Raw genomic sequence first — 17,846 nt, forward strand, 5'->3', positions numbered from 1 at the left:
TCCTTGATGATATTGGCATTCGCCGCCCCGCTGGCGCATGCGGTGCAGCCCGACGAGGTGATGGCCGATCCGGCGAAGGAAGCGCGTGCGAGAGAGTTGTCGCGCGAGCTGCGCTGCATGGTGTGCCAGAACCAGTCGATCGACGATTCCGACGCGACGCTCGCGAAGGATCTGCGGCTCTTGGTGCGCGAGCGGATCGCGGCCGGCGACAGCAACAAGCAGGTGATCGATTATCTGGTGTCGCGCTACGGCGAATTCGTGCTGCTGAAGCCGCGGTTCGAGACGCACACGCTGCTGCTCTGGCTGCTGCCGCCGCTAGTGCTGGTCGCCGGCGGCCTCGGCCTGTGGCTGCACATCCGCCGCCGCGGCCGCGATGCCGCCCGTTCCACCGACGCCCCGAAGCCGCTCAGCGCCGACGAACAGGCGCGTCTGGACAAGCTGCTGGCCGAGGGCGCGGATCAAGCGCGCTAACCTTTCAGCAGAGTGGCGAAGTGTTGGAGGGCGGTCCGGCATTCAAGCCCCCTCGCTCAAGGACCCGGTCGCCGTGGCGGCCGGGTCTCCCTTGAGATGACGAGGTCGGTGGGAGCTACTCCGCCGCGATCGGCTTCGGCATCGGACCGAGCTTGACGCCGTCCGGATAATACTTCCAGCCGTCACGGACCTTGATCTTGTCGTCCCAGGGAAGCTTGTAGTTGCCCTCGGCGAGATCACGTACCCAGGTCAGGTAGTTCGCCTTCTCGCCGCCGGGCTTGCCGACATAGGCGCGGCAGCCGAGGTTGAAGATGTTGTTCTCCAGCGCCCAGTTCTCGCGCGCCTTATCGACCAGGCGGGGGAACAGCTCGGCGGTGACGATCTCCCAGGGATTGCGGTGGCCCTGCTGGATGACGTTGCCGTCGTAATTGCACACCGTGCCTTCGCCGAAGTAATAGAACACGCCGTCGTAGCCGGCCAGGTTGACCGACATGGTGTACATCAGGTTCTGCCAGGCGTTGGTCCGGTTGGTCCAGATCCATTGATCGTTGACCTGGGTCGAGTAGCCGGAGATCCGGATATAGACGTTGGCGCCCTTGTAGGCGGCCTCGCGCGCCAGCTCCGGGAACATGCCGTCGTGGCAGATGCACACCGCCAGCTTGGCGCCCTTCGGGCCGTCGCACACCGGCATGCCGTAATTGCCCGGCGACCACGGCTCGATCGGCACCCACGGCTGCAGCTTGCGATAATGCAGCGCCAGTTCGCCGTCGGCGTTGATGATGATCGCGGTGTTGAACGGCGGCAGGGACGGATCGTCGTTACGCTCCATCAGCGAGAACACGCCCCAGACCTTGTTGCGCTTGCACGCCGCCTTGAAGGCGCCGATCTCCGGCGAATCCACCGTCAGCAGCATCTCGTCATAGGTCCAGATCGCGGTGTTGAGACCCTGAGTCGAATATTCGGGGAACACGATCAGATCGAGATCGGGGTAGCCGGCTTTGGTGGTGTCGACCGCGCGGCAGATCTGCTTCACCTGGGTTTGGATATCCTCCGGCCCGCTGACCACCGGCACGGGATATTGGATCATCGCAACGAGCAGGGCTTCGTCCCACGCGCTTACGCTTCCGGTACTTGCCATAACTTGGCTCCATGTAACGTTAGAACGTCAGGTCTATGGAACCGCAGCGGTCAGGGGCGAATACGCTGTTCTACGTAACGGGCTTCGTAATCTTGAGCAGAGACGATCGGATAATGCTTTCAGTCCGTCTCGGTTACCACTTCCGTCATGGAACGGATCTGACAGGCGGTGGTAATTGGCGAGATCGAAGATCGTGGCAGGATCGGGATTGGCAGCCATTGCTCCAGCACGGTGATGACGCGATCGCGGATCATCGATGCGAGGCATGCCGACGATTGCGATCTGCTGGCCACGACCGTTGCACCTTGTCTTGCGATCAGATCGCAGCAAATGGTGGCGAGGCCGTCGTCGGCCTCGCGCAGTTCGATCGGCTGGCAGTCGGCGGGGCTGGGAGCCGCCGCGGCTTAGAACGGCGTAATTTCCATCGGCAGCGGCTTGCCGGCTTTGTGCAGCGCGATCCAGCGGTGCAGTTCGGCGACGTGGCCGCTTTCTTCCTCGACGAATTCCTTGGCCAGCATCTTGATCTCGGGATTGTCGGTGGTGTCGAGCACGTTCTTGTACCAGTCGAACGCACCGGTCTCCGCTTCGAGCGCGATCTGCAGCGCGAGGTCGCGGCCGATGAACGGGTCGGTGCCCCAGATCGCGGCGGCTTCCGGGCTTTCGAGGCCGGGCCATTGGAAATCGCCGGGCTCCATCTGCGGGATGTCGCGGAAGCCGGCGCGTGCCTGCGCGTCGGCCTGATGCATCCGCGAGTAGTCCGCGAGCTGGCGGAACAGCTTCGATACTTCCTTGTTGCCGCAACTATCCATCGCGTCGGCGAGCTGACCGAACCGCAGCGCGGCTTCCTGCTCGAGCTTGATCGAATGCGCCAGAAACTCTTCGACTGTTTCCATCGTCGTCTCTCCTTGTTCGGCCGTCGCCGGAGTGGCGACGGCCGTCGCTGTCGTCAGGCGTTCTCCGCAGCCTTGGAGGCGTGCTTGAGCGACCATTCCTCCTGGGTGATCCAGGCCTCGAGAATGCGGACGTGCTCGGCTTCTTCGTTGACGAATTCCTTGGCCGCCGCGGCGACCTCAGGCGATTTGGTGGTGGCTTCGACCGCGCGATAAAACTCGTAGCCGCGGCGCTCGCCCTGCAGCGCCGCCTTCAGCGCGCCGAGCCGGGTGAGGGTGGTGTCCGAGGCCCACACCGCGGCGCGTTCCGGCGTCGCGTGGTCGGGCCAGGCGTAGTCCGGCGGCACGTTCTTGCTGAGGTCGACGTTGCCGGCGCGCGACTTCACTTCGGCCAGGTGCAGCCGCGAGAAGTCGGCGAGCTGCGCGAACAGCTTCGCCACCGGCGCGTTGCCGGCGTCCGCCATCGCCTTGGCGAGGCTGTCGTAGTGCAGCGCGGCGTCTTCCTCGACCTTGGCGGCATAGCTGAAGAACTCCTGCGGCGTGTTGATCTCCATGCCGCCCTTGTAGTGCGCGGCGGCCGGCGTCACGGCGAGGCGCTGCGGCTTGGTCTTGTCACCCTCGAACCGCACCAGGATGTCTTCGTTGCGGACGAAGCACTGGCAGGCGAGGCGATAGCGCGGCGGGATGTCGTTGACTTCGGCGTTGGCGATCTCGTCCTTGGTGATCTTGCCGAGCTGGCGCAGCACTTCCTTTTCCTTCTCGGTCAGCGCCACCGCCGACTTCGCTTTCGGATTGAAGTGCTCGACCTGCACCAGGCAGGAACCGCATTCGCCGTCCTGGCAATCGAATGGAATCGGAATGTTGTGCGATTTCGCAACCGCCAGAATGGTCCCGCGATCGCCCGCCACCGCATATACGGTGACGTCCTTCGCCATGACCGGGGATGAGAAGGTAATGTTCGCCACGTCGCACTCTCCTGTCGTCAGGGGTTGATCGACGCCTTGCCGGCGCCCTCCGGCAGCGCCTTGGCAAGAACCAGGCCAGCAGTGATCACTAAGTAATTCAGTTAGTTGCAGTGCCTGGGCGGTCGCCGGCTGCGACCAAAGGCGGATCGGATTCCCGACACGAATGTACGAACGGCGACAATTCTGCGGGCCGGGGCAGGGCGGGTAAGCGACCATCCGTCGCGCCCCGCGGCGGCCGAATACCGCCAAAATTACAAAAGTTTAATTCCCTCGCCAGACCGCCGTAAGGCTCCAGCCCCCATCTTCCGAAGCAACGGTGCTGATCACTCGGCACCTTCCGTTTCAACTGGTCTTCGGAGCCTCACGCAATGCACGATCGTCGTCCCGTCCTGTCCACGCAGTCTTCGCACCGGCCGCTGTCGAGGTCGCTGCTGTCGGCGCGCAAGTTCGCGCTGATGGCCTCGGTGGTCGCCGGTCTCGGCGCGGGCGCTGTCGGGCTCGGCCATGGTCCGTTCGATCTGATCGCCACCCCGGCGCATGCGCAGCAGGTCGGCGCCAACGTCCAGCCGTCGCAGCAGCCGGTCGGTTTCGCCGACATCGTCGACAAGGTGAAGCCGTCGGTGATCTCGGTGAAGGTCAACATCGCCGACAAGATGGCCAAGAACGAAGACCGCGAGGACTTCTCGCTGCCGCCCGGCTCGCCGATGGAGCGCTTCTTCCGCCGGTTCGGCGGTGAGATGCCCCCCGGCCTGCGCGGCCATCGCGGCGGCGGCATGATCACCGGCCAGGGCTCGGGCTTCTTCATCTCGGCCGACGGCTACGCTGTGACCAACAATCACGTGGTCGAAGGCGCCGACAAGGTCGAAGTCACCACCGACGACGGCAAGACTCACAAGGCCAAGGTGATCGGCAGCGATCCGCGCACCGACCTGGCGCTGATCAAGGTCGAAGGTGCATCCAACTTCCCGTACGCCAAGCTGTCGGAAGGCAAGCCGCGGATCGGCGACTGGGTGCTGGCGGTCGGCAATCCGTTCGGCCTCGGCGGCACCGTCACGGCCGGCATCGTCTCGGCGATGGGCCGCGACATCGGCAACGGTCCGTATGACGATTTCATCCAGATCGACGCGCCGGTGAACAAGGGCAACTCCGGTGGCCCGGCGTTCAACACCGCGGGCGAAGTGGTCGGCGTCAACACCGCGATCTATTCGCCATCGGGCGGCAGCATCGGCATCGCGTTCTCGATCCCGGCCAACACCGTCAAGGCGGTGGTCGAGCAGCTCAAGGATCGCGGCACGGTGAGCCGCGGCTGGATCGGCGTGCAGGTGCAGCCGGTGACCCCGGAGATCGCCGACAGCCTCGGCCTGAAGAAGGCGGAAGGCGCGCTGGTCGCCGAGCCGCAGTCGAACGGCCCCGCCGCCAAGGCCGGCATCGAGTCCGGCGACGTGATCACCGCGGTCGATGGCACCTCGGTGAAGGACGCTCGCGAGCTCGCCCGCACCATCGGTGCGTTCGCGCCGGGGCATTCGGTGAAGCTCACCGTGTTCCACAAGGGCAAGGAGCGTGAGCTGACGCTGACGCTCGGCGAACTGCCGAACAAGATCGAAGCCAGCAACAATACCGACCGCGGCGATCGCGGCGGTGCCAATCAGGGCCTCGATTTGCCCAAGCTCGGCCTGACGCTGGCGCCGGCCAGCTCGGTCGCCGGTGCCGGCAAGGATGGCGTGGTGGTCACCGACGTCGACCCGAAGGGCGCCGCGGCCGATCGCGGGTTCAAAGAAGGCGACGTGATCCTCGAGGTCGCCGGCAAGAACGTGTCGAGCCCGGCGGATGTCCGCGACGTGCTCGCCACCGCGAAGACCGAGAACAAGAACAGCGTGCTGGTCCGGGTCCGCAGCGGAGGCGCCTCGCGCTTCGTCGCGATCCCGATCGCCAAGGGCTGATCGGCCGCGCTGAGAAATTGGAGAGTGTCGCCGGCAATCGTCGCCCCCAGCCGACGGCGCTGTCCCGGGGACGGGTCGCAACCCCGCTCGTCCCCGCCTTTACACCTTCCGGAAGGAGTTCAGCCCCCCTCCGTCGGAAGGTCTAGGCGGGCGGTGGAGTCCCCCAGCTCCATCGCCCGTTCCCCCTTGGGGCCCGATCGAGCCGCCTTGCAAGGAGGCTGAAGCCGCGTCATGTTGCATCAGAGCCCGCAGAGTTTGAACAAATCCGACAGCAATATGCGTCTGTTGATCATCGAGGACGACCGCGAATCCGCCGACTATCTCGTCAAGGCGTTTCGCGAGGTCGGCCACATCGCCGATCTCGCCAGCGACGGCGAAGAGGGCTTGGCGATGGCGGAGAGCGGCGACTACGACGTGCTGGTGGTCGATCGCATGCTGCCGAAGCGCGACGGCCTGTCGGTGATCGGCAGCCTGCGTGACAAAGGCAACCGCACCCCGGTGCTGATCCTGTCCGCGCTCGGCCAGGTCGACGACCGCATCAAGGGCCTGCGCGCCGGCGGCGACGACTATCTGCCGAAGCCCTACGCCTTCGCCGAACTGCTGGCGCGCGTCGAGGTGCTGTCGCGCCGTCACGGCGGCCCGGCGGAAGAAACCAGCTACCGCGTCGCCGATCTCGAACTCGACCGGCTGTCGCATCGCGTCACCCGCGGCGGCGAAGAGCTGACGCTGCAGCCGCGCGAATTCAGGCTGCTCGAATATCTGATGAAGCACGCCGGCCAGGTGGTGACCCGCACCATGCTGCTGGAGAACGTCTGGGACTATCACTTCGATCCGCAGACCAACGTCATCGACGTCCACATCTCCCGGCTGCGCGCCAAGATCGACAAGGGCTTCGATCACCCGCTGCTGCACACCATCCGCGGCGCCGGCTACATGATCCGCGACGGGCTGCGCTGAGCCTCGCTCTGCGCCTCGTCGCGCCGGCGGCGAGGCTCTCCGACAAGACCAAACAGATGCCCGACGGCCGCGCAGACACCCAGTCTGGTGCCGTCTGCGTAGCGCTGCTCAGCGGTGGCGATTGGCTGCAAAAGCACTACCCCCGTAGTGTTTCTGGGTATCTAAATACAGCGCACCCATCGTTTCTTAACTTTCACATGCGAACGTCCTGCAAACTCACTGCTAATCAGGGATGTGAAAAGCCGCATGTTGATGGGTCGCCAGAAGAAACAGGAGCTGCTGCAGAAGGCCGAATGGCTCGACACCCTGTCGCTTCATTGCGGCATCGGATTGTGGGACGCGATCCTGCACGAAGGCGATGCGATGCATCCCAAGGCGCGGTGGACCTGGTCGTCCGAATTCCGCCGGCTGTGCGGCTACAGCTCCGAAGCCGAATTCCCGAACGTCGTGCAGTCCTGGTCGGACCGCTTGCATCCCGACGATGTCGCGCCGACCTTCGCGGCCTTCACCCAGACCTGCCAGACCGGCATCGGTTACGACGTCAAGTATCGCCTCAAGGTCAAGGACGGCAGCTATCGCTGGTTCCGCGCCACCGGCGGTGTGGTGCTCGACGAGAACCGCAAGCCGCGGCGCGCCTGCGGCTCGCTGGTCGACATCGACGACCTGGTGAAGGCGGAAAACCAGAAGCGCGACTCGATCCATCAGCTCGCCAGCGATTTCGAAAGCGCGATCGGCAAGATCGTCAGGACGGTGTCGACTGCGTCGGCCGATCTCGAAAGCTCGGCGCGCCAGCTTGCCACCACGGCCGACACCTCGCAGCATCTCGCCAGCAACGTTGCTGCCGCGTCCGAAGAAGCGACCTGCAACGTGCAGTCGGTGGCGTCGGCGACCGATCAGTTGTCGTCGTCGATCCGCGAGATCAGCCAGCAGGTGCAGGAATCGGCGCGGATCGCCGGTGACGCCGTCGGCCAGGCGCGCAACACCACCGAGCGCGTCAGCGAACTGTCGAAGGCCGCGACGCGGATCGGCGACGTCGTCGAACTGATCAACACCATCGCGGGCCAGACCAACTTGCTGGCGCTGAATGCGACGATCGAGGCCGCGCGCGCCGGTGAAGCCGGTCGTGGGTTCTCGGTTGTCGCTGCCGAGGTGAAGGCGCTCGCGGAGCAGACCGCGAAGGCCACCGGCGAGATCGGCCAGCAGATCAGCCGCATTCAGTCGGCGACGCAGGAATCGGTCGGCGCGATCAGCGAGATCAGCGGCACCATCGAGAAGCTGTCGGAAATCTCGGCGCACATCGCGTCCGCGGTGGAAGAGCAGGGCGCGGCGACGCAGGAGATCTCGCGCAACATTCAGCAGACTGCGCAAGGCACCGAGCGCGTTTCCGCCACCATCCTGGACGTCAAGCGCGGCGCGGTCGAAACCGGCTCGTCGTCGACGCAGCTATTGTCGTCGGCGCAGTCGCTGTCGCAGGAGAGCGGCCGGCTCGAAGACGAAGTGAGCCGCTTCCTTCGCACCGTGCGCGCTTCATAGCGCCAACTCGCCGCTTGCGGCGGCGAGCTGTGCTATTCCAGCTATCACTCACACCGAGGCGTCGCCTGTCCAAGGGCGGCGCCTCGGCTTTTGCTGTGTCCGGCTCTTCGAGCGCTGCAGGCGTAGCGGTCCGCTACTTGAACGATTTGTCACTTTGGATTCAGAGCCGAAGTGGCTAATTTGCGGGCATGAAAACCCTTCAAGAGCATCTCCGCCGGGACGTGATCCGTGACCGCTTTCGGTAAACTGATCCGAACCACCGCGTTTCGGCTGACGCTGGTCTATCTGTTTCTGTTCGGTCTGTTTGCGGCCTCGCTGGTGGCGTACTTTGCCTGGACCACGCGCAAGCTGATCACCGATCAGATCACCACCACGGTCGACGCCGAGATTGCCGAGATCAACGACATCTACGGCCGACGCGGTCTGCGCGGCGTGGTGTTCACGCTCGAGAACCGCGCGCTGCGGCCCGGCGCCAATCTCTATCTCGTCACCACGCCGGCCGGGCAGGCGGTCGCCGGCAATGTCGGCGCGCTGGCGCCGGGGGTGATGAGCAAGCTCGGCTGGAGCGAGACGTTCTATCGCCGGCTCGACGATCAGGAGCGCTCCGATCACCGCGCGCTGGTGCGCGTCACCGAGCTGTCGAGCGGCTTTCGCCTGCTGGTCGGCCGCGATCTCGAAGAGCGGCGGCGGCTGAACAAAGTGGTGCGCTCGGCGGCACAATGGTCGGTGCTGATCGTCGTCGTGCTCGGCCTCGGCGGCGGCGTGTTCGCGGCGCGCCGCGTGCTGCGGCGGATCGATGCGATGACCGGCACCACGCAGCGGATCATGGCGGGTGACCTGTCGGGCCGGTTGCCGGTCGGGCGCAGCGGCGACGAGCTCGACCGTCTGGCGGAAAATCTCAACGCGATGCTGGAGCGGATCGAAGCCCTGATGTCGGGGATGAAGGAGGTCTCCGACAACATCGCGCACGATTTGAAGACGCCGCTGACGCGGCTGCGCAACCGCGCCGAGGAGGCGTTGGCGCGGGCCTCCAGCGAGTCCGACTATCGCGTCGCGCTGGAGAGCACGATCGAGGAGTCCGACGGTCTGATCCGCACCTTCAACGCGCTATTGATGATCGCGCGCGCCGAAGCCGGTTACGCCAGCGGCGACATGAGCGACTTCGACGCCGCCGAGATCGCACGCGACATCCACGAATTGTACGAGCCGCTGGCAGAAGACAACGAGCTCAGCCTGCAGGTCGAGGCTCTGGCCGCGCCGGTCCGCGGCAATCGGGAATTGATCAGCCAGGCGCTCGCCAATCTGGTCGAGAACGCGATCAAGTACGGCAAGCCGCAGCCGCCGGCGGATGGCAGCGCCGAGGCCACCACCGCCACCGTGCTGATCGAGGCGCGGCGTGATGGCGATCAGGTGCTGCTCAGCGTCACCGACCACGGCATCGGTATTCCGGAAGGCGACCGCAAGCACGCGATCGAGCGCTTCGTCCGGCTCGAGGCCAGCCGTACGCTGCCGGGCTCCGGGCTTGGCCTCAGCTTGGCCTCGGCGGTGGCGCGGCTGCACGGCGGCGAACTGCGACTTGCCGACGCGGACCCGGGTTTGCGCGCCACGCTTGCAATTCCGGCCCGCACGGGCGAAGGACAGGCCTCCGCAACAACTCTCGAACCGGCGCCGGCATGATTTTTTCCGCGATCACCGCGGACCTCGACCAGACCGCTTTGGCCGCGCGCTTCGGCGCCGGACCGCGCCTGTACGATCCCGTACTGGCGGCGGAGCGTTGGGCTGGCTGGCTGGGCGATCTGGCGCCTGAACAGGCCGATGCGATCGCTGCTCTCGGCAACGCGTTCCCCGACCTGCAGACCGCGCTGCAGTCGATCACCGAGGCCTCGCCGTATCTGTTCGATCTGATCCGGGCCGATCCGGTGCGGCTGCTGCGGGTGCTGCGCGGCGCTCCGGAACAGAGGCTCGCCAAGCTCCTCGAAGACGCCGAGACGTACGTCGCTGCAGCGTCGGCCGAAGACGAGGTGATGGCGGCGCTGCGCCGACTCAAGGCCGAGGCGGCGCTGTTGATCGCGCTGTGCGACATCGGCGGGATCTGGCCGGTGATGCAGGTGACGCAGGCGCTCACTGATCTCGCCGGCCGCTCGGTGCAGATGGCGCTGCGCTTCCTGCTGCGCCAGGAAGCCGGCCGCGGCCGGATCGTGCCGCCCAATCCCGATTGCCCGGAGCAGGGCTCCGGCCTGATCGTGCTGGCGATGGGCAAGATGGGCGCCGGCGAACTGAACTATTCGAGCGACATCGACCTGATCGTGTTCTACGAGCTCGATGCGCCGACGCTCGCGCCCGACATCGAACCGCAGCCGTTCTTCGTCCGCGTGACGCAGGGGCTCAGCCGGATTCTGCAGCAGCGCCGCGGTGACGGCTACGTGTTCCGCGTCGACCTGCGACTGCGGCCCGATCCGGCGTCGACGCCGGTGGCGCTCTCGACCGTGTCGGCGCTCAATTACTACGAACGCGAAGGCCGCACCTGGGAACGCGCCGCTATGATCAAGGCGCGGCCCTGCGCCGGCGATCTCGTCGCCGGTGAAGCGCTGCTGTCGGAGATCGCGCCGTTCGTCTGGCGCAAGCATCTCGATTTCGCCGCGCTGTCCGACGTCCACGACATGAAGCGGCAGATGCAGACCTATCGCGGCCAGACCGAGATCGCGGTCGAAGGCCACAACGTCAAGGTCGGCCGCGGCGGCATCCGCGAGATCGAATTCTTCGCCCAGACCCAGCAACTGATCGCCGGCGGCCGCCATCCCGAACTACGCGTGCGGCCGACGCTGGAGGCGCTGGAGATTCTGGCGGCGCGCAACTGGATCACCTGGCAGGCGCGCGACGAGCTGACCGAAGCGTATCTGTTCCTGCGCAAGGTCGAGCACCGCGTGCAGATGATCGCCGACGAGCAGACCCACGCGCTGCCCGACACCGTCGAGGCGATCGAACGGTTTTCGCGTTTCCTCGGCTACGACAGCCGGGACTCGTTTGCGCGCGATCTGCTCGGCTATCTCGAACGGGTGCAGGGCCATTACGCCAAGCTGTTCGAAGGCGATCCGACCGGCACCGCCAAGCTGCCGCCGGTCGATTACGGCGCGGGCCCCGAAGACACGCGGTTGCTCGATCACCTGCTGTCGCTCGGCTACAAGAAGCCGCTGATGATCGCGACCACGCTGCAGCAGTGGATGACCGGCGGTTATCGCGTGCTCAAGGTCGAGACCACGCAGCGCGCGTTCCGCGAATTTGTGCCGGCGCTGATCGAGGAGCTGGCGCGCGCCGAACAGCCGGACGACGCCGTCAATGCGTTCGATCGCCTGCTGCAGGCGCTGCATCGCGGCGGCCGGCTGATTTCGCTGCTGAGCCAGAACCGCGAACTCTTGACGCTGGTGGCGCTGGTGCTCGGCGCCGCGCCACGGCTCGGCGACATGCTGGCACGGCAGCCGCAGATCCTCGACGGCCTGATCGACCCGCGGTTCTTCGGCGCGATGCCGGATCAGACCGAACTGTCGGCGCGGCTGGCAGTGACGCTGGCGGATGCCGGCTCGTACGAAGAGTTTCTCGATCGGCTGAGGCTGTTCGGCCAGGAGAGCCTGTTCCTGATCGGAACGCGGATTCTGTCCGGCACTGTTCCGACCCAGCAGGCGGCGGTGGCGTTCGCCGACGTCGCCGAAGGCATCGTCGGCACGGTGCATGGCCTGGTCAGCGAGCAGTTCGCCTCGACCTACGGCCGGGTCAAAGGACAGCAGACTGCGATCCTGGCGATGGGCAAGCTCGGCAGCCGCGAGATGACGGCGTCGTCCGACCTCGACCTGATCCTGATCTATGATTTCGACGACGATCAGCCCGACAGCGACGGCGAGCGCTCGCTACACGGCGCGCAGTACTTCGCGCGGTTCACCCAGCGGCTGATCTCGGCGTTCACAACGCGGACTAACTACGGCGTGCTGTACGACGTCGACATGCGGCTGCGGCCGTCGGGCCGCGCCGGCCCGGTGGCGTCGCGGCTCGATGCGTTCGCCGCCTATCAGGAACAGGAAGCCTGGACCTGGGAGCATCTGGCGCTGACCCGGGCGCGGGTGATCTCGGCCGCGCCCGAGTTTCGCAGCAGGATCGAGCAGGTGATCCGTGCGGTGCTGACGCGGCCGCGCGACGCGGCGATCATCGCCAACGACGTCGCCGAAATGCGCCGCGCAATCGCGCAGGAGAAGGGCGAGGACGACGTCTGGGATCTGAAATATGCCGCCGGCGGCATGGTCGATATCGACTTCATCGCGCAGTATTTGCAGCTCGTGCATGCGTACGAGGCCCCGGACATCCTGCACGTCAATACGCTCACCGCGCTCGACCATGCGACCCGGCTCGGTTTCCTGGCACAGGCTGATGCCGAAGTGCTGCGGCCCGCAGCGCGGCTGTATCAGGACCTGACGCAGATCCTGCGGCTGTGCGTCAGCGAGAAGTTCAATCCGGACACCGCCGGCGACGATCTGTTGCGGGTGATGGTGCGTGCCGGTGACGCGCCGGACTTCTCGTCGCTGCAGGCGCGGGTGAAAGAGACCCAGTCCGACGTGCGCGCGATCTTCAACCGCCTGATCGGCGGCGAGGACGCTTAAGGCGCAGCTTCGCGCGCTGCAGTTCTCTCGCTCGGGGAGTTGTAACGGTCCGGCGCGCTTACTTCGCGGCGTCGGCGGACGGCAGCTGCTCGCAATCCATCGAATACACCAGCTTGCCGCTCGCGGTCTGGCCGATCGGCTTGCAGCCGGTCACGCCATCGTCGATCGGGGCCGCGATAGAGGCGGGCGCCGTTGCAGGTGTCTCGTCCTGCTTGGTCATGACGATGTAGCCGATGCCGACCGCGGCGCCGACGAACGCCAGTCGAAACATCCAAACCGAGGTCTGGTGGAAGGCGGTGCTGAAATCCACGCCGGGCTCCTCGCATCAATCGTCGGTTCGCTCTTACACGGCCGCTCCGAACGCGGACAAGACGGATTTTAGGCTACAGCGTTGCTCGGAATGCTGTCGCTCAGACGGCCTGCCTGAACGGATCGCGCGCCACCGCGGTCCACCATTGCTGCACCACCGCCGGGCTGGTGAGCTGGATTGCGGCTGAGGCATCGAGCTGCGCCTTGCGATAGGCGCTGGCGGTGATGCCGAACCGGGCGCGGAACGAGCGGCTGAAATGCGCCTCGCTCTTGAAGCCGAGATCGGAGGCGAGGCGCGACAGCCGCCGCGTCTCCACCGGGTCGGCCAGCGCCGCCTGCACCGCGAGCAGCCGGCGTTCCTGGACATAACGCATCACCCCGCCGCGCTCGGCGAACAGCCGGTACAGCGAGGCACGCGACACGTCGAGCTGCTGCGCCAGCCAGTCGGGCGACAGCTCCGGCTGCGCGAGGTTGTCGCGGATCAGCGCTTCGGTCAGCGCCAGAATGGTCTCGTCGGCGCCGCGCTGCGGAGCGAGATCCGCTTCGGCGGACGGCGCCAGCAGGCGGCGCAGGAAGTCGGCGGTCTCCGCCACTGTCGTTGCCACGTCGGCCTCGGTGAGCTGCGCGCTGCGCTCCTGCAGCGAGCGGATATAGGCGGCGAGCAGGTCGTTGCGCAGCGGATCGAGCTTCGGCTTGAGCGCATGCAGCGGCAGCCCGCCGAGCAGCTTGCGCGGCACGATCAGGCACATCGTGTTCGATGCGAATGCCCGGGTCGAGATCGGGCAGGCGAGATCGATCAACGCCACCTTGCCGGGGCCGATCACGGTCTGCTGCCGCGTCACCTCGCCGTTGAAGCCGCCCGACACGTAGAGGTGCAGCAGCAGATGATCCGGCGTCACGGAGATGCGGTGGGCGTCGCGGACAAAATCCTGAGCGTTGAACGCCACCTTGGCGACCACCAGGTCGCCGATGATGATGCCGTAGGCTGATCCGGTCGGCGTCTTGCGGCTCGGCCCGCACGGACGCGGTTCGAACAGCGGCGAGATCACCGCACGCCAAGTCGCGAACGCGTTCGCCTCGTCGAGGCCGGAGGTCACGTAATAGAGTCGGGGAAGGGACGCCATCGGGTCGATTGATCTTCAAGCCGCCTCGACAGGCCATCGGCATTTGCGCCGCCGGCGGCCAAGTGCCTTCAGCTTAGCGGGTTTTTCCACGAAAGACGATGCGTCTCCGCGCCGCCAGCCGACAGGACGCGGTTGCGATGGATTGCGCGCTCCGCGTGTGCCCGCGCCAAGGCGAAGAGGTCGCCGAAACTCCCGCCCATCCTGTTCTGAGACGCAAAGTCAAAGGAAAGCGCCGCCTTCAACCTGAATCCGGCCGCTCCGCTCTGTCGCGACGCATTAGCACCGATTTAGAACTACGCGAACACAAAGGCGAAGTGTTCGTCAGTTCGCCGATCGAGACAGAAGACTGAGCATGCGCGGCTGAGGCGCCTGCTCGGACAGGAAGGGAAAGTCCGTGAGCACCGTGGGGCGTTTTCGTCATCTCTCGTCGCTGCTGTTGTGTACGACGTTTCTTGTCAGCGCTCCGATGTCAGCCGCGTTGTATGCGGCGGAGTCGCCTTCGAAATCGGTTGCCAAGACTGCGTTGTCGCCCGAACTGAAGGCGAAATTCTCCGACGCGATGCGGCAGGGCGAGCGCGCGCTGATCGCGCAGGCCTACGACAGCACGTATCGCGATCCGGGACTACGCGACGCGGTGGTGCGTCATGTCTCCACGCTGGCGCCGACGGCGATGCGCGACGTCACCACCGCTGCAGATCTCGGCGTGCTGACCTCCGGCCAGCGCATGGTGCTCGCACCGAACGCTGCGCAAGTGCTCGCGACCCGTACCGCGTCGGTCTCGGGATTGACCGCATCGTCGTATCAGAACGTTGCGATGGCGGTGAACAACTCGCCGAACCTGCCGAACCCGCTGCCAACTACGGCCGAGCAGACCTGGAACCTGGATATGATCGGCGCCCAGGGCGCCTATAACCGCGGTTTCACCGGCGCCGGCGTCACCGTGACGGTGGCTGATACCGGCTTCGACACGACCAATGCCGGCCTCGTCAACAAGCTGCGCACCAACCTCGGCAAGAACTACGTCGTCGAGATCGGCAAGGCGTTCGATCCGAATGATCTCTCTCCGGAGAGCGCGCAGAAGACCGACATCCACGGGTCGCACGTCGCCGGCATTATCGCGGCCGAGAAGTTCACCAATGTCGACGCGCACGGCGTCGCTTACGATGCCAGCATCATTCCGCTGCGCGCGATCACCGAGAAGGGCTACACCACATACGGGAACGTCGACTCCTCCGCGCTGGCGCTGAACTACTTCGCGGGCCTGAGCGGGACGATGGTCTATAACGCCAGCTACGGTCCGAACTCCGACGGTCTGACCAATCTGAAGCTTTGGACCGTCGGAAACATCGACGACGAGGCGAATGCCGCGTTCAATGTCCTCAAAGCGGGCAAGATCATCGTCGCCGCGGCCGGCAACGACCGCGCCGAGAATCCTGTCGCCGCCCGCAATGCCAACGGCATCGCGTTGATGCCGTTCTTCAATCCGGCGCATGCCGGGCTTGGCGTCTATGACGATCAGGGACAGCAGCTCGACGGATCTGCCCTTCAACATCAGCAGGGACAGATCATTTCGGTGATGTCGGTGGGCATCACCAAGGCGGCCGCGTCCTATTCGAATCTCTGCGGCGTGACCGCGAGCTGGTGCGTTGCCGCGCCGGGCGGCGATGATGCAACGGGCGCACTGGTGTATTCGACCGTGCCGGTGAACACCTACGGCTTCGCGCAAGGCACCTCGATGGCGGCGCCGACGGTGTCAGGCGCGATCGCGGTGCTGATCCAGGCCAATCCGAGCTACAACGCGCAGGACCTGTCGCGCCTGTTGTTCTCGACCACCGAAGATCTCGGCGCGCCGGGCGTCGACGCCGTGTTCGGCTACGGTCTGATCCGGCTCGATCGGGCCACCGACGGCCCGACCAGCCTGGCTGCCAACACGGCAGTGTCGGTTGCCGCTGACCAGACCACCTATTGGAGCCGGCTGCTCACCACCGACGGTGATTTCTCGAAGGTCGGCACCGGCATCCTGAGCATTTCCGGCCGGACCGACGCCGGAGGCAACGTATTCGCCCAGCTCGGCACGCTCGCAGTCGACGGCACGCTGACGATGTCGGCGGGCCATCGCCTCGAAGTGGCGCAGCCCGCAACCCTGGCCGGCTTCGGCACGATCGCCGGCGACACCGTGATCGCGGGCACGCTGTCGCCGGGCAAGATGGCCAATATCGGCGACCTGGTGAACAACAACGTGGTGGCGGCCGGCACGGTACTGAACGGCAACTCGGTCGGCACGCTGACCTTCAATGGCAACGTGACGCTGACCTCCACCGCCACGACGCGGATCGATATCGACGGCTCGCTGATCGTGCCGGGCGGCCCCGGCACGTACGATAAGATCTACGTCACCGGCGCCGGCAATGTGTTCTACGCGGCCGGCACGCTGACGCCGGTGCTGCGTGGCAGCGTCGGCACCGTCAGCAACTATACGCCGGCAATCGGCGCCAAGTTCGCGTTTGTGCAGGCGACCGATGGCGCCAGCACCGCGGGCAGCTTCTCCAAGCTGGAGCAGCCGACCTCGGGGCTGCCGGCCAACGGCCGCTTCGACCTGATCTACAACCCGACCTCGATCGCCCTGGCGGTGACGCCGTCGAGCTTCAGCCAGCTCGCCGAAGCCGACAGGCTGGGGCCGACACAGCAGTCGATCGCCCGCATCCTCGACAACAAGCGTGCGGCCTCGGGCGTGATGCCGAGTGCCAACGAGAAGGCGCTGTACGACGCGCTGTACAAGCTCAACACTCAGGCCGAGTTCGACAAGGCGCTGAATCAGCTCCCCGGTTCCGGCCAGCCGGCGATGGCCAGCGCGCCGTTGCAGGCGTTCACCGGCTTCCTCGGCGCGATCGGCGATCGCCAGGACATGCTGACGTCGGGCAGCGAGATCGGCCAGAACGGCACCGCGCAATCCTTCGCGATGTCCTATGCGGGCAGCAACACGATGGGCGCCGGCACCAATGCGGCGATGAACGCGTTCGCCAGCATCTCGCCGGCCGAGCGGGTGCAGGACGGCTGGTCGGTGTGGGGCCAGGGCTTCGGTCGCAACAGCCGGGTCGGCGATAGCGGCGATCTGTCCGGCTCGAAGGCGGTCAGCGCCGGCTTCGCGGTCGGCGTCGATCGGCGGTTCTCCAACAGCTTCAACGCCGGCGGCGCGTTCGGCTACGCGCGCACCACGGCGACCAGCACCGACATGCAGGGCACCGTCGATACCTATGCGGGCGCCGCCTATGCGAGCTGGACGCCGGGCGCTGCCGTGCTCGACTTCCGCATCGCGGCCGGTCCGAGCCAGATGGCGACCAGCCGCCAGATCCTGTTGTCGCCGACCAGCCTGCAGGGCAGCGCCAATGGCGTCGGCGTCGGCACCACGTTCGAGGCGGGCTATCGGTTTGCGATGGGGCACGACGTGACGCTGAAGCCGTTCGTCGGCATGACCTGGCAGGGCTTCCGCCGCGACGCCTACAGCGAAAGCCAGCTGCCGATCGGCCTCGTCTATGCGGCTCGGACCTACGACAAGCTGACCTCCACGGTCGGCGCGGCGGTGAGCGCGCGGCTGCGCACCACCGACGGCACCACGTTGGCGCCGGAGCTGAAGGTCGGCTGGGGCTACGACCTGCGTGACAGCACGCTGGTCAGCGAAGCCGCGCTGCTCGATCAAGCGTTCCTGGTCGATGCCGCGCAGCCGGGCCGCAACGCCGCGCTGGTGAGCGCCAAGCTGTCGGGCTGGCGCACCGAGACGTTCCGAATGTTCGCCGCCTACACCGGCGAGTATCGCAGCAACGCCACCAGCCACCAGGTCTCGGCCGGCGCCCGCGTCAACTGGTAAGCGAACCT

At 66.1% G+C, this 17,846-nt stretch carries 12 protein-coding genes; 7 read left to right on the forward strand and 5 right to left on the reverse strand.

Annotation, left to right across the window (positions count from 1 at the left end):
- The first annotated feature begins 6 nt into the window (after positions 1-6).
- A complete protein-coding gene (locus RPPS3_RS09745; protein WP_107343891.1) occupies positions 7-471 on the forward strand; it encodes a cytochrome c-type biogenesis protein in 465 nt (154 codons plus the stop codon).
- Positions 472-586: 115 nt separating this feature from the next.
- Here RPPS3_RS09745 and RPPS3_RS09750 read toward each other — a convergent pair whose 3' ends face one another.
- The 3 genes from RPPS3_RS09750 to RPPS3_RS09760 all read right to left on the reverse strand — a co-directional run bounded on the left by RPPS3_RS09750 (position 587) and on the right by RPPS3_RS09760 (position 3,464).
- Positions 587-1,609: a formamidase gene (locus RPPS3_RS09750; protein WP_107343892.1), complete on the reverse strand. Its 1,023-nt coding sequence runs from the start codon at positions 1,607-1,609 to the stop codon at positions 587-589.
- A gap of 404 nt (positions 1,610-2,013) precedes the next feature.
- Entirely contained in the window at positions 2,014-2,502 is a 489-nt protein-coding gene (locus RPPS3_RS09755; protein WP_107343893.1) for a ferritin-like domain-containing protein, read from the reverse strand.
- 53 nt (positions 2,503-2,555) lie between these two features.
- Entirely contained in the window at positions 2,556-3,464 is a 909-nt protein-coding gene (locus RPPS3_RS09760) for a ferritin family protein (protein ID WP_107343894.1), read from the reverse strand.
- 368 nt (positions 3,465-3,832) lie between these two features.
- Here RPPS3_RS09760 and RPPS3_RS09765 point away from each other — a divergent pair, with 368 nt between their 5' ends.
- The 5 genes from RPPS3_RS09765 to RPPS3_RS09785 all read left to right on the forward strand — a co-directional run bounded on the left by RPPS3_RS09765 (position 3,833) and on the right by RPPS3_RS09785 (position 12,540).
- Positions 3,833-5,404, forward strand: a complete 1,572-nt coding sequence (locus RPPS3_RS09765; RefSeq protein ID WP_107343895.1) for a Do family serine endopeptidase — start codon at positions 3,833-3,835, stop codon at positions 5,402-5,404.
- 276 nt (positions 5,405-5,680) lie between these two features.
- Complete coding sequence (locus RPPS3_RS09770) at positions 5,681-6,361, forward strand: response regulator transcription factor (RefSeq protein ID WP_107346534.1); 681 nt, start codon at positions 5,681-5,683, stop codon at positions 6,359-6,361.
- A 363-nt stretch (positions 6,362-6,724) separates the two neighbouring features.
- The gene (locus RPPS3_RS09775; protein ID WP_413776056.1) at positions 6,725-7,894 is read left to right on the forward strand and encodes a methyl-accepting chemotaxis protein; all 1,170 of its coding nucleotides are present in this window, start codon (positions 6,725-6,727) and stop codon (positions 7,892-7,894) included.
- Between the two features lie 228 nt (positions 7,895-8,122).
- Entirely contained in the window at positions 8,123-9,571 is a 1,449-nt protein-coding gene (locus RPPS3_RS09780) for a sensor histidine kinase (protein WP_107343897.1), read from the forward strand.
- The gene (locus RPPS3_RS09785) at positions 9,568-12,540 is read left to right on the forward strand and encodes a bifunctional [glutamine synthetase] adenylyltransferase/[glutamine synthetase]-adenylyl-L-tyrosine phosphorylase (protein ID WP_107343898.1); all 2,973 of its coding nucleotides are present in this window, start codon (positions 9,568-9,570) and stop codon (positions 12,538-12,540) included. Before RPPS3_RS09780 ends, RPPS3_RS09785 begins: the two co-directional genes overlap by 4 nt.
- Positions 12,541-12,598: 58 nt before the next feature.
- Here RPPS3_RS09785 and RPPS3_RS09790 read toward each other — a convergent pair whose 3' ends face one another.
- Positions 12,599-12,850, reverse strand: coding sequence for a hypothetical protein (locus RPPS3_RS09790; protein WP_107343899.1), 252 nt, complete (start codon positions 12,848-12,850; stop codon positions 12,599-12,601).
- Positions 12,851-12,950: 100 nt separating this feature from the next.
- A complete protein-coding gene (locus RPPS3_RS09795; protein WP_107343900.1) occupies positions 12,951-13,973 on the reverse strand; it encodes a helix-turn-helix domain-containing protein in 1,023 nt (340 codons plus the stop codon).
- Positions 13,974-14,439: 466 nt separating this feature from the next.
- Between RPPS3_RS09795 and RPPS3_RS09800 the strand changes: the two genes are divergently transcribed.
- Positions 14,440-17,838, forward strand: a complete 3,399-nt coding sequence (locus RPPS3_RS09800) for an autotransporter domain-containing protein (protein ID WP_234820161.1) — start codon at positions 14,440-14,442, stop codon at positions 17,836-17,838.
- Positions 17,839-17,846 lie beyond the last annotated feature (8 nt).

Origin of the sequence: Rhodopseudomonas palustris (assembly GCF_003031265.1) — a bacterium.
GTDB classification, from domain to species: domain Bacteria; phylum Pseudomonadota; class Alphaproteobacteria; order Rhizobiales; family Xanthobacteraceae; genus Rhodopseudomonas; species Rhodopseudomonas palustris_H.